The 12354-nt window shown below is 73.0% G+C and carries 11 protein-coding genes; 5 read left to right on the top strand and 6 right to left on the bottom strand.

Going from position 1 to position 12354, the window contains the following annotated elements:
- Nucleotides 1-80: 80 nt before the first annotated feature.
- Nucleotides 81-887 carry a RibD family protein gene (locus tag ACZ6SA_RS17170; RefSeq protein WP_465828831.1) on the bottom strand — a complete coding sequence of 269 codons (807 nt, stop codon included), beginning with the start codon at nucleotides 885-887 and terminating at the stop codon, nucleotides 81-83.
- A gap of 310 nt (nucleotides 888-1197) precedes the next feature.
- Complete coding sequence (locus ACZ6SA_RS17175) at nucleotides 1198-1926, bottom strand: Clp protease N-terminal domain-containing protein (RefSeq protein ID WP_347644431.1); 729 nt, start codon at nucleotides 1924-1926, stop codon at nucleotides 1198-1200.
- Nucleotides 1927-2189: 263 nt separating this feature from the next.
- On the opposite strand from ACZ6SA_RS17175, the gene ACZ6SA_RS17180 reads away from it, so the two are divergent.
- Entirely contained in the window at nucleotides 2190-2621 is a 432-nt protein-coding gene (locus ACZ6SA_RS17180; protein ID WP_465828834.1) for a TetR family transcriptional regulator C-terminal domain-containing protein, read from the top strand.
- Between the two features lie 117 nt (nucleotides 2622-2738).
- Here ACZ6SA_RS17180 and ACZ6SA_RS17185 read toward each other — a convergent pair whose 3' ends face one another.
- On the bottom strand, nucleotides 2739-3800 hold the full coding sequence (locus ACZ6SA_RS17185) for a hypothetical protein (protein WP_465828836.1): 1062 nt from the start codon (nucleotides 3798-3800) through the stop codon (nucleotides 2739-2741).
- 184 nt (nucleotides 3801-3984) lie between these two features.
- On the opposite strand from ACZ6SA_RS17185, the gene ACZ6SA_RS17190 reads away from it, so the two are divergent.
- Nucleotides 3985-4458: a carboxymuconolactone decarboxylase family protein gene (locus ACZ6SA_RS17190; protein WP_347644442.1), complete on the top strand. Its 474-nt coding sequence runs from the start codon at nucleotides 3985-3987 to the stop codon at nucleotides 4456-4458.
- A 112-nt stretch (nucleotides 4459-4570) separates the two neighbouring features.
- Here ACZ6SA_RS17190 and ACZ6SA_RS17195 read toward each other — a convergent pair whose 3' ends face one another.
- Nucleotides 4571-5605: a PucR family transcriptional regulator gene (locus ACZ6SA_RS17195; protein ID WP_465828838.1), complete on the bottom strand. Its 1035-nt coding sequence runs from the start codon at nucleotides 5603-5605 to the stop codon at nucleotides 4571-4573.
- Nucleotides 5606-5702: 97 nt separating this feature from the next.
- Between ACZ6SA_RS17195 and ACZ6SA_RS17200 the strand changes: the two genes are divergently transcribed.
- Genes ACZ6SA_RS17200 through ACZ6SA_RS17210 form a run of 3 tightly spaced genes read left to right on the top strand, consistent with a single transcriptional unit; the run spans nucleotide 5703 to nucleotide 10092 of the window.
- Complete coding sequence (locus ACZ6SA_RS17200; protein ID WP_347644444.1) at nucleotides 5703-6602, top strand: alpha/beta hydrolase; 900 nt, start codon at nucleotides 5703-5705, stop codon at nucleotides 6600-6602.
- An 11-nt stretch (nucleotides 6603-6613) separates the two neighbouring features.
- Complete coding sequence (locus ACZ6SA_RS17205; RefSeq protein ID WP_465828840.1) at nucleotides 6614-8371, top strand: ABC transporter ATP-binding protein; 1758 nt, start codon at nucleotides 6614-6616, stop codon at nucleotides 8369-8371.
- The gene (locus ACZ6SA_RS17210; protein WP_347644446.1) at nucleotides 8371-10092 is read left to right on the top strand and encodes an ABC transporter ATP-binding protein; all 1722 of its coding nucleotides are present in this window, start codon (nucleotides 8371-8373) and stop codon (nucleotides 10090-10092) included. Before ACZ6SA_RS17205 ends, ACZ6SA_RS17210 begins: the two co-directional genes overlap by 1 nt.
- 4 nt (nucleotides 10093-10096) lie before the next feature.
- On the opposite strand, the gene ACZ6SA_RS17215 is transcribed toward ACZ6SA_RS17210, so the two are convergent.
- Together ACZ6SA_RS17215 and ACZ6SA_RS17220 are read right to left on the bottom strand one after the other, a co-directional pair.
- The gene (locus tag ACZ6SA_RS17215; RefSeq protein WP_465828844.1) at nucleotides 10097-11572 is read right to left on the bottom strand and encodes an alpha/beta fold hydrolase; all 1476 of its coding nucleotides are present in this window, start codon (nucleotides 11570-11572) and stop codon (nucleotides 10097-10099) included.
- Nucleotides 11573-11738: 166 nt separating this feature from the next.
- A complete protein-coding gene (locus tag ACZ6SA_RS17220; RefSeq protein ID WP_347644448.1) occupies nucleotides 11739-12302 on the bottom strand; it encodes a TetR-like C-terminal domain-containing protein in 564 nt (187 codons plus the stop codon).
- Between the last annotated feature and the right edge of the window lie 52 nt (nucleotides 12303-12354).

The following is a 12354-nucleotide window of genomic DNA, read 5'->3' on the forward strand; positions in this document are numbered from 1 at the left end:
CCTTAGGTGGCCGCAAAGAAGAGGCTCTCGCTCCTGGCCCGGGCGGGACGCGCCAGGGCGGGACGCGCGGACACTCGTGCTCAGGGGGTGGCGCCGGTCTCGCGGACGACCTCGTAGCGCAGCCAGAGCATCCCGTCGCCTCCGACCTGGGCGAAGAGCAACCGCAGCCGGGTGGGAAGCTCTCCGTCCGCGAGTTGGGGGCCGTCGAAGAGCGCCGGTGTGCCGTGACCGCCGATGGCGGCGGGGATGACGAGCAGCTGGATCTCGTCGATGAGACCGGCCCGGAGCAGCGCGCCGTTGAGCCCGCCCCCGGCCGTCGAGACGACGCAGGTGACCGCCAGCTTGTCGCGCATGCGCCGCAGGGCCGCGGCGAGGTCGACGCGTTCGCCGCCGGCGACCAGGTAGGGGATCCGCTCCCGGCGCAGATGGGCCAGATAGGCCGCGGGCGTGGCGCGGGCCACCAGCACCAGCAGGTCGTATCCGCCGTTCCGCTTCATCGACCACCCCACCCGGCCCCGGCTGTCGACGACCGTGAACCACTTCTCGTGCCCTGGCCGCTCGACGACCTCCTCGGGCAGGAAGTCCGTGAACAGCGTGTCCACCGGCTCATCGAACTCTTCGGGCAATCCGGTCAGCGGCCCGGTGGAGCCGGTGACGAGCGACCCGCTCCCTTCCAGGACCGCCTGGGGCTGGTGCAGACCGGCCAGCAGCGCCGAACGCGCGTCCTCGGCCGCCTGCGCCCCCTCCGGCTGCATGGACTGCCACATCCGGGCGGCATCGGCCTCCATCAGCAGGCGATCGCTGCCGAGCGTCACTCGCCCGTCGACCGACGTCGACACGGAGACCACGACGCGCGGCCGGGCGGCCGGCCCGGATTCCTGCTCCATCAGAGCCTCCTGAGGGGACCGTCGCCTTCAGGCGATGGGGGAATCGGGAGCGGGAGGGCCGCCAAGGCCCGGGCGTTCAGGGGCAGAACCTCGGACACCGTCGCCTCCTGCGGATAGGATTGTGCTTGTGCTTTCGGGCATCGGTCAGGGCTTGGCCGTCGTCTCCCGCGTATGCGGGGCGAGAAGCCGCTTCCTTCAGGGAGCGGAGGAGTCACGACTGCACGCTCCTCATGCCGGGGATCTGGCGGTGGTCTCGTTCTATCGATGGCCACCGACAGTTACGCGGACCCCGTTCCGCCCCGGCGGGAGCTCAGTCCCTGGCCTGCCTGATCTCCCTGATCGCCCGCATGATCTCGCGCTCGGCCGGTTCCTTGGTCACGCCCATGTCCGCCAGCGCCCGCACCACGGGCCCGTCCTCCAGCGACAGGATGCCGAGCAGGATGTGCTCGGTGCCCACATAGTCGTGGCCCAGCCGCAGCCCTTCACGCAACGTCAGGTCCAGAGCCTTCCTGCCCTGCGCGGAGAACGGCGTGATCATCTGCCGAGGGCTGCCCTCGCCCGGCCCGAGCGCGGCCGTGACGGCGTCCTCGACGGAGCCGGGTGACGCGCCGAGCGCCACCATGGTCGCGACCGCAAGCGCCTCCGGCTCGCGCAGCAGCCCGAGCACCAGGTGGCCGGGCTCGATGTGGCCGTGGCCCGCCGCCCGCGCCTCCTCCTGCGCCTTCACGACGACGCTGCGGGCCCGATCGGTGAAGCGGGCGTAGGCGCGTATGTCGGCCGCCAGGTCGGGGCCGCCGTCCTTGGGCACGAACCGCTTCTGCGCGGCCTGCTTGGTGACGCCCATGCTGCGCCCGATGTCGGTCCAGGAGGCGCCGGAGTGCCTGGCCTGGTCGACGAAGTGGCCGATCAGATGGTCGGCCACTTCGCCGATGTACTCGCCCAGGGCCACCGCGTCCGACAGCTCGCCCAGGGGGTCGCCGTCGGGGTGGCGGGTCTTGATCGCGGTGATCAGGTCGTGGAGACGTACCGTACTGTCCATGCCGTCAACCATAGGTTGACGATCGCTTGCCGTCAACTCTCGGTTGACGGTTGGGCTGCCGGCGCCGGCGAGGGCTCGACGACGAGCCCCGCGTGCTGCGGACGGGGTTCGCCGTTTCCAGCTTGACGCTCACCGTGCAGCCGAACCGGCGCCCAGCGCGTCGCACTCGTACAGCGGCGCGTCCAGGAATCGCGGGTCGATCACCTGGCGAGCCGCTCCGATCCGGTCAAGGCCGCACGTCGATCCTCCACTTCAAGGACGACATGCTGCTGTTCACGCTGGAGCACCACGGCCGTCGCCTGGTCGAGAGGCTCTCGGCGCGCGCCGCCGGTGCGCCGCAGCCCTCCACGCCCCGCCGCGTGCTGCGCGCGATCGCGATCGAACTGCTTCCGCTGGAAGAGGAGCGTGCCGTCGAGGCGAGGATCGCCGCCGCCTTCACGCTCCGCGCCGCGGCCGACCCGGAGCTCGCGCAGGTCTTCCGCCGGCAGTACGCGCTGCTGGACACCCTGGTGGCCGACCAGTTCGGCCGGGCCGGCGTGCCAGACGCCGACGCCGACGCCCGGGAACTGCTCTGCCTCATCGAGGGCCTGCGCACCCAGCGGCTGCTCGGCGAGATCGACGACGGCACGATCGTGGCCATGGTCGAACGGGTCCTCGACCGGCTCGGCCCGGCGCATCCGGTGCGGCCGGCCTGACCGACCGCTACGCGCTGGTCGACCACCCGCCCACGCTGGGCTCGGGCGCACGGACGTTCGAGGGTCTGCGCTGCTGACGCGGTTCCGCCCCGCCAGCGGGATACACCACGGAAGGCGTCATCGCCGCCCACGACGATCGCCGCTGACCGCCGCCTCCTCCTCGGAGCCGGGCGGGCGGAAGCCCGCGCAGAGGCCTTCGAGGCCGATGCCGCTGATCAGCAGGCGTTCCTTGGCGTTGCCGAGCAGGCCAGCGGTCCAGGTGACCGATCCGCCGTCGCTGAGGCCGACGTCGTCGCCGGCCGGAGTGGTGGCGCGGATCCCGAAGCAGACGCCGCTGTAGTAGCCGCGGCCCGCAGCGCGGTCGTCGTCGAAGCCGAACGCGGCGCCGGGATGCGCCTGCGCGAGCCGGTCCAGGACGTTCTCGCGCAGCGCCCGGCGGTGGCGCCCGCCGGTCAGGTCGGTGACGGACACGCGCACCTTCGTGGCCTCGTAACCGAGGGCGCGGGCCTGGTGCAGGATGTCCAGGTGGACGCCGATCTGCTCGGCCAGGGCGGCCGTCTCGAAGGCGAACGAGCCCTCGTCGCGACCGGCGGTGCACAGGCCCAGCAGCGAGAAGTGCGCCGCCATGCCCGGCCCGTCGAAGGCCTGGGCGCGCACCACGCGGTGAACGGCCCCCAGCCGGACCCGCCGTCGTGAGCGCGGATCGGCCCCGAGCAGATCCCGGCGACGTACCGCGCACTCCAGAGCCAGCACGTTGGTGACGTCCGCGACGACCTCCGTGGTACGGACCGTGGTGACGACCTTGTTCTGGTCCGCGGTAGCCACCGACGAGACGGTGCCCAGCGGGCACAGCGGCGACAACGCCACCGTGGTGAAGGCATGCTTGCCAAGTCGTTCGAGCACCAGAGCCTCCAGGCGTGCCAGCTCACCGGCGTCCAGCGCCGACGGCCGGGTGAACCGGTTGTCCTCATAGGCCTTCAGCAGGCGCGCGGGCGTCACCGCGGCGGCACGCCGGCGGGAGACCTCGAGCAGCAGCGTCTGCAGATCGGTGGGTGACAACCGTTCGGCCAGCACCTCCAGCGCCTCGGGAACGGCTCCCTCGCGCAGGATCCGGCCGAGCCACCGCTCACGCGTCCGCGCCGCCGACCGATCTTCACCAAGGTCGAACACATCACTCATCGAAATATCGTGGCGAATTTTCGGACGCCCCGCAGCGGGTTTCCGGCCGTCCGGACTTCAGGGAGATCGGAGCAGTGAGCCCGGATCCGCGCGAGCCGTGTGGCTCATGTCACATCCGTTCCTGTCACACATCGCCGGGCAGGCCCGTCAGTAAGACGACCAGCAACGACGACAAGGAGCCACCATGGATGCTCGTCTGAACGTTTTCGGCAGCCAGCTCGCGGCCAAGGCGATGAAGCACTTCGTCGCGGTGAGCAAGGTGGTCGCGGACTCGAGCCTGCCGGCGGCGACGCGGGAACTGGTGCAGCTGCGCGCCAGCCAGATCAACGGCTGCGCCTTCTGCATCGACATGCACACCAAGGACGCCGCGCACGCCGGGGAGAGCTCGGTGCGGCTCAACCTGGTCGCGGCCTGGCGGGAGGCGACGGTGTTCACCGAGGCCGAGCGAGCCGCCCTGGAGCTGGCGGAGGAGGGCACCCGCCTCGCGGACGCGGCCGGCGGCGTCTCCGACGAGGTCTGGGCGAACGCCGCCAAGCACTATGACGAGGAGCAGCTCACCGCCCTGGTGACGCTCATCGCCACCATCAACGCCTACAACCGCCTGAACGTCATCACCCAGCAGCCTGCCGGCGACTACCAGCCCGGCCAGTTCGGGTAAGGGGAAGGCCCGGGTCCGCCCGCGCCGGAAGGCAGGCGGATCCTGGCGTTCGGCGGAACGTCCCAGGGGTGGCTGCCCGCCGCCCGTGCGAGGGCCGCACGGCGGGCGTCGCTCACGCGTCGAGGAGCCGCCATGCGGTGAGGGCGATTCTGGCGCGGGTCAGCCCGGCCGGTTCCGTGAGGTCGATGGCCAGGGCCTTGCCGATCTGTTCGAGCCGGCGGGCGATGCTGCTGTGGTGCAGGTGGAGGAGGTCGGCGGCCTGGCGCAGGGAGCCGGTGGCGCAGTAGGCGTCCAGGGTCTCCAGATCCTCCGGGGTGCCGGCCATGCGGGCGATCGCGGCCACGTCGGCGTTGCCGCGCGCGACGTCCGGGGGGATCTCGGCCAGGAGGGCCAGCGCGCCCAGGTCGTCGTAGTGGATGACCGGCCGGCGCGGGGTGGAGTAGCGCAGCGCGGTGCGGGCCTGCTGCCAGGACGTGCAGGGGCTCGCCGCGGCGCCGATGCCCGCCCGCACGTCCGCGGGGAACCGGCTCTGGTCGACGGTGGTGGCCAGGATGACGCCCACGCCGCCGAGCGGCGCCGCCTTGACCGGGCGCGACGGGCAGATCAGGCCGCCGACCTGGTCGAGCGGGAGCTGCGAGCGTACGGCGGCGACGCGGACGGGCAGGTCGGCGGCGAATCCCAGCAGGCGCAGCGCCCGCGCTCTGGCGGCCTCCTCGCTGCCGGGGCTGATCGCGAGTTCGACGAGGGCGGGGTCGGCCATGGTGGTGCTGGCGGGGCCGTACCTCTCGACGACGGCCGCGGCGGCGATGGCGAGCCGGTCGAGCAGGAGTTCGTCGAGCAGGACGGGAGGGGCGGCGCGTTCCAGCCAGACCGTGCCGATCTCCTCGTCGTCGAGGGTGATCGGCGCCGTGGTGGACGCGGGGGACGGCGGGTCCGCCGCCTGCCCGCCGTCGGGCGAGTAGCGGATGACGCGTCCCGGGCCGTGGAGCCGTATCCCGGTCACGCACCCGGCCAGGTTGGCCGACGCCCGGGCGAGCGCGGGGAGATCCACCCGGCGGCGCATCAGCGTGTCGTAGAACATGACGACCCGGATCGCGCCACCGGCTTCCGTGTCGAGGTGCGACAACCGTACGGCCAGTGCCTCCATGCCCGGAAGGGTACGCGACGATCGGCGCGCGACCCAGTGGCGATCGGCGACGGTTGGCGGATGATGGCGCGGGGCGGCCGCGGCCAGGATGAGCTGTATGGATCCCGAACTGGAAGCCTTCATCCCGCTGTTCCCCCAGTCGGATCTTCGTGATCCGATCGCCGAGCGGAAGGACTTCGCCGCCCTGGCCGCCGCGGTGGCGCCGCCGGACACCTCGGACCTGGAGATCGAGGACCACATGGTCCCCGCCGAGCCCGACGTGCCGGTGCGCGTCTACCGTCCCCGGCAGGCGGCGCAGGGCGCCGTCGTGTGGCTGCACGGCGGCGGCTGGGTCATGGGCGACCTGGAGACCGAGCACCCCTGGGCCGCCCGGCTCGCCAACGTCTCCGGCACGGTGGTGATCTCGGTCGGCTACCGCCTGGCCCCCGAACACCCCTTCCCCGCCGCCCTGGACGACGCCTACGCCGTGCTCCGCTGGACGGCCGAGCACGCCACCAGCCTCGGACTGGACCCTGCCCGCATCGCCGTCGGCGGCCACAGCGCCGGCGCCGGACTGGCCGCCGGCCTGACCCTGCGGGCCCGCGACGAGCACGGCCCGTCCATCCGCTTCCAGCTGCTCAACCAGCCCGGCCTCGACGACCGCCAGGAAACCTGGTCCGCCCGCGCCTTCACCGACACCCCCTGGATGACCCGCGACAAGGTCACCGCCGCCTGGCGCCACTACCTCGGCGACGCCCCCGCCACCCCCTACGCCGCCCCTGCCCGCGCCGGCGACCTGACCGGCCTGCCCCCCGCCTACATCGCCACCGCCGAACTGTGCCCCAACCGCGACGAGGACATCGCCTACGCCGCCCGCCTGCTCCAGGCAGGCGTATCGGTCGAACTCCACCAGTGGCCCGGCACCTTCCACGGCTCACAGGCCATCCTGTCCGCCGAGGTCTCCCAGCGCCAGATCGCCGAACTCGGCGCCGCACTCCGCCGCGGACTGGCCGGGTGACGCCGCCGCCCATGGCACGGCTGCTGCGCCCTTACGGATGGGGTCTCGCCGCTGTCGTCCTGTCGCAGGCGATCGGCTCCCTCGCGGGCCTGGCGCCGCTGCTCGCGGTCGTCGAGCTGGGCCGTGTCCTGCTGTCGCCGGGCCCCGCCGACCACGGCCATGTCTGGTCCGTGGTGATCGCGGGCGCGGCCGGCCTGCTCGTCCGGCTGCTGTTCACGGCCGCTTCGTCGGGGATCGGGCACGTCATCGACGGCCAGGTGCAGCTGACGCTCCGCCGGCAGCTGGCGGAGCGGCTGGGGCGCGTACCGATGGGCTGGTTCTCGAGGCGCGGGACCGGAGAGCTGGCCAAGGTGGTGGGCGAGGACGTGAGCGCCGTGCACCCGTTCATCGCCCACTCCCCCGGCGAGCTGGTCTCCGCCTTCGTGGTGCCGCTGGTGTCGCTGGTCTACCTGGCCTCCGTCGACTGGCGGCTGACGCTGATCACGCTGATCCCGGTGGCCATGGCGGTGTCGCTGGTCCCGCTGATGATGCTGCCCGCCCGGCTGCGCGAGCAGGAGGAGTTCGACGCGGCCATGGGGCGGATCGCGAGTTCCGCCGTCGAGCTGGTCCAGGGGATCTCGGTGGTCAAGACGTTCGGCGGATCCGGACGCGCCCACCGCACGTTCCTCGAGGCCGCCGACGATTTCGTCAGCGTCTTCTTCCGGTGGGTGCGCAGCATGTCCCTGATCGCGGCGGGCATGCAGCTGGCGCTGTCGCCGCCGTTCGTGCTGCTGGTCGTGCTGATCGGCGGGGCGGCCCTGATCACGTCCGGCGGCATGGCCCCGGCCGACCTGCTGCCCTTCCTGCTGCTCGGACTGGGCCTGACCGCGCCCGTGGCGGCCCTCGGTCACGGCTTCGACGACCTGCAGGCCGCCCGGCGGGCGGTCGGCCGGATCAAGGACGTGCTCGAGGTGCCCTCGCTGCCGGAGCCTGACGACCCGGTCGCGCCGCAGGGGCACCGGGTGGAGTTGCGTGACGTCCGGTTCGGTTACGACGAGGGTCACGAGGTGCTGCGCGGGATCGACCTGGTGCTCGAACCGGGGACGGTCACCGCGGTCGTCGGGCCGTCGGGAAGCGGGAAGTCCACGCTCGTCCAGCTGCTGCCGCGGTTCTTCGACCCGGACCACGGCTCGGTCCTCCTCGGCGGCGTCGATCTGCGCGAGCTCGGCAGCCGGGAGCTCTACCGGAGGGTCTCCTTCGTCTTCCAGGACGTGCGCCTGCTGCGCGCCTCGGTCGCCGACAACATCGCCCTCGCGGTGCCGCACGCCGACCGCGACGACGTGGTCCGCGTCGCCCGGCTGGCCGGCATCCACGATCGCGTCCTGCAGCTGCCGCGGGGGTACGACACCGTGCTCGGGGACGACGCGCGGCTGTCGGGCGGCGAGGCGCAGCGCATCGCGATCGCCCGCGCGCTGCTGGCCGACGCGCCCGTTCTGGTGCTCGACGAGGCGACCGCGTTCGCCGACCCGCAGACCGAGCAGGCGGTACGCCGGGCCCTGGCGACGCTGGAGGGCGATCGGACGATCCTGGTCATCGCCCACCGCCTGGAGACGGTCGCCGACGCCGACACCGTCGTGATGCTGGAGAACGGCTCGATCGTCGAACGCGGCAGCCCCGCCGAACTCCTGGCACGGAACGGAAGGTTCGCCGCGTTCTGGCGATCCCACCGGTCGGCGGTCGCCGGCACGAGCGGCACCCCCGGCGACGTACGACAAGGAGATGAGCCCTGATGATCCGCATGCTGCTGCGCGTGCTCGGACACGAGTTCGCCGGGCCGATGCGCCGCACCATGGCCCTCATGACGATCACCGCGACGGCCGAGGGCCTGTCCTACGCGCTGCTGGTTCCCGTGCTGCGGGCGCTGCTCGGGGACACGCCCGCGGACGCCTGGCCGTGGCTGGCCGCGTTCGGGGCCGCGGTCGCCGGCTACGCCGTGCTGCGCTACACCAGCGACCTGTCCGGCATGCGGGTCGGGACCACGATGTTGCGCGGCCTGTACCACCGCCTCGGCGAGCATCTGGCCCGCCTGCCCATCGGCTGGTACACCGCCGGCCGGGTCGGCGAGGTGTCCCTCATGGCGGGTCGCGGGCTGCTGGCGGCGATGAGCGTGGCGGCGCATCTGCTGGCGCCGTTCATCTCCGCCGTGGTGACTCCGCTGGCCATCGTCGCCGTGATGCTCGTCCTCGACCGGCGCATGGGGGTGGCCGCGCTGGCCGCCGTGCCCGTCGTGGCGGCCATCCAGGTCTGGACGGCCCGCTCGATGGCCGCCACCGACGACGAGCGCCACGAGCGCGACCACGAGGCGGCCGGGCGGGTCATCGAGTATGTCCAGGCCCAGCCGGTGCTGCGGGCCGGCGGGCGGACCGTGGAGCGCTTCGCGCTGCTCGACGACTCGCTGCGGGGAGTCCAGCGCGCGTCCCGGCGTAGCGTGCTGGCCACGCTGCCCGGCATGGTGGGGTTGACGCTCGTCGTGCAGGCGATCTTCACCGTGCTGCTGGTCCTGGGCGCCTACCTCGTGCTCGGCGGGTCCATCGGCGCGGCGGAGGTGCTGACGATCCTGGTGCTGGCCGCCCGCTGCGCCGACCCGCTGCTGTCGTTGTCGGACATCGGCGGCCGGCTGCGCGGCGCCCGGTCCGAGCTGGACCGGCTCGACAGGGTGTTGAGCGCCGAGCCGCTGCCGGAGCCCGCCGACCCGGTCGAACCGGCGGGCCATGGCCTGGAGCTCGCGTCCGTCACCTTCCGGCACGGCGCTCGTACGGTGTTCGACGACGTGTCGTTGTCCGTGCCGCAGGGACAGCGGCTCGCCGTCGTCGGACCGTCGGGCGCGGGCAAGAGCACCCTGCTGCAGTTGCTCGCGCGCTTCTACGACGTGGACGCGGGCGCGGTGCGCGTGGGAGGGGTGGACGTGCGCTCGATCGACACGGAGGTGCTGATGGCGCGGATCGCCATCGTCTTCCAGGACGTCTACCTCTTCGACGGCACGATCGAGGAGAACGTACGTCTCGGCCGTCCCGGCGCCGGCGAGGCGGAGGTGCGGGCGGCGGCGGCCGCGGCGCGGCTGGACGAGGTGATCGAGCGGCTGCCCGGCGGATGGGCGGCCAACGTCGGCGAGGGCGGCGCGCTGCTGTCGGGCGGCGAGCGCCAGCGGGTCTCGATCGCGCGGGCGCTGCTGAAGGACGCGCCCATCGTGCTGCTGGACGAGGTGACCTCCGCGCTGGACCCGGAGAACGAGGCGGCCGTCCACGAGGGGATCGAGCGCCTCATGGCGGGCCGGACGGTGGTGATGGTGGCGCACCGCATGCGGACCGTCCGGCGTGCCGATCGTGTCGTCTTCGTGGACGGCGGCCGGATCGTCGAGGAAGGAGGTCACGACGAGCTGCTGCGCCGCGGCGGGCGCTACGCCGGGTTCTGGGAGATCTCCACGACGGCGGGTTGCCCCGCGACCAGGTAGATCGTCAGAGTGGCGCGCCAGGTGAACGCCGCTCGGTCCGGTCGACGTTCTTCGGGGTCACCCGTGACCGGCCGGTCATGGACAGGCCCGCGTTGGCGGCGGCGGCCACCTGGGCGGGGTGGGTGAGCTGCGGGTGGTGCCCCGCCCCCTTGACGATGGTGACCGGGACGTCGAGGGCGTCGCCCACGAGCGGGTCGTGTTCGCCGGCGACGACGCGTACGGGCACCGGGCAGGTGGCCGCCAGAGCGCGCAGTTCGGCCCGCTCGGCCGGCCGCTGCGCTCCTGCCAGCCGGCGCGCGGTGCGCCGCGCGACGCCAGGACGCCGCACCTGGGCGGCCGCGCTCTCCAGCGCCGGCCCGGCGGTGGCGCCGGGGCCGAGCAGCGCCCTGGCGAGCCGCGCGGCTGAGGCCGCGTGCAGCAAGGGGCCGGCGAGCACCCCGGTGCGCTGGGGCCATGGCGGGCGGCGCTGGAGGAAGTAGGGCGAGACGAGCACGAGACCGGAGAGCCGTTCGGGATGGGCGTGCGCGTAGCGCAGCGCGGGCGCGGCGCCCGCCGAATGTGCCACGAGGACCGGCCGGGTCCGTACGGGAGCCAGGAGCGCGGCGAGCCAGGCGGCCGGACCGGCGCCAGCGCGCCGGCCGACGAGGTGTCGTAGCGGTCCTCCGACAGGAAGTCCAGCGACTCGGGCTCGGCTCCGGTCAGCGCGCGGGGCAGGCGGCGGACGAGTCCGGCCGGCAGGAGCACGCGCGGTCCGCGCAGCCCGAGGTGCCGTGCCAGCAGCGCCATCAGCTCGGGCAGCTCGGAGGTGTCGTCGTCGAGGACCCAGTGCGCGCGGAAGGGCCCCCGATCGTGCTCGGGGACGGCGGCCAGGAAGCGGGCCAGGTGGTCGGCGGTGACCACGGGCACGTACGTGTGCCGCGAGCCGGGCAGCGCCTGGAGCCGTCCCGACCACAGGCGCTCCACCAGGCCGGCCAGGCCGAGGTACTGGTCGGACTCGCCGGTGGCCGAGTGGCCGATCACGGTGGCGGGATTGACCACCGTCAGGGGGATGCCCCGTTCCCGCCGCCGCCCTCCGCACCGTGGCGTCGCCCTCGCGCTTCGAGGCCTCGTACGCGCCCAGGCGCCGGTAGAGCCCGGCCAGGTCGTGCTCGGAGGGCGGCTCGCCCGCCCCCGCGCGGTATCCGGAGATGTGGACCAGGCGCCACAGGCGCGGGCGGGCGGCGGCCCAGCGCAGGACGTTCACGGCGCCGTCGACGTCGACCCGCCGGGCCTCGTCGCGGCCCAGGCCGAAGCGGTACACGCCGGCGGTGTTGAAGACGTCCCGTACGGAGTCCAGCCGGGCCTCGTCCTGCGGCGCGAGCGCGCCCTGGTGACCAGAGTGTCCGGTTGGTCCATGATGAAGCTCTTCTCTAGACCGATCTACATATTCTGAGGGCCGCGACGTTGACGCGGGACGCACCGCTGTCACCAGGTCAGCCATGGGGGGTGGTGCCGTCGCTGACACCAGACCCTCGCTCAGCACGCATCGATGAAACAGGAACCGGGCGGCGGCCAAGGGCGCACCGGGGTTCGCGCGCCACCAGGTCGGGGCGACGAACCGGGTGTGCGCATGTTCGCCCGGTCGGGGGAACGCGGTGTGGGTGTCGTCAGTCCGGCAGCAGGTGTGACACCAGGGTGCGTGCCCATTCGGGAGTAGGGGCCTGGTCGGTGAAGACGGCGCGGTAGTAGAGGGGGGCGAGCAGGGCGTCCGTGGCGCGTTCGATGGGCGGGGTCTCGTTACCCCGGGCCTGTTCCCGTTCGAGCATGGCTTCGAGCTGCCGCTGGCGTTCCGCGCGGCACGCGCTGGCGTTCTCACCGCCCGTGCCGACGATGGCTCGCACCAGGGTGAGGGTGTCCGGGTCGCTGAGGTCCTTGGCGAGGTCGGAGGCGAAGCGTTCGAGGTCCTCGCGCAGGCTTCCGGTGTCCGGCACCACGATATCTCCGGAGAAGCGGCTGGTCGCGACGTCGGCGAGCAGGTCTCCGACGGAGCCCCAGCGGCGGTAGACCGTGGTGGCGTGCACGCCTGCGCGGGCGGCTATCACCGGGATCGTGAGCTCGCCGGCCTCGTCGCCGAGCAGTTCGCGGACGGCCTGGTGGACGGCGGCGCGGACCCGGGCGGAGCGGCCGCCGGGCCGGCTCTCGGTGCGAGATGAGGAAGGCGCAGGACGCATGCGACCAGTATCGCACTGATCACTGCTTTTTAATCGCAATGATCACTGCGTT

The sequence above is a fragment of the Nonomuraea sp. NPDC049378 genome (assembly GCF_055586745.1).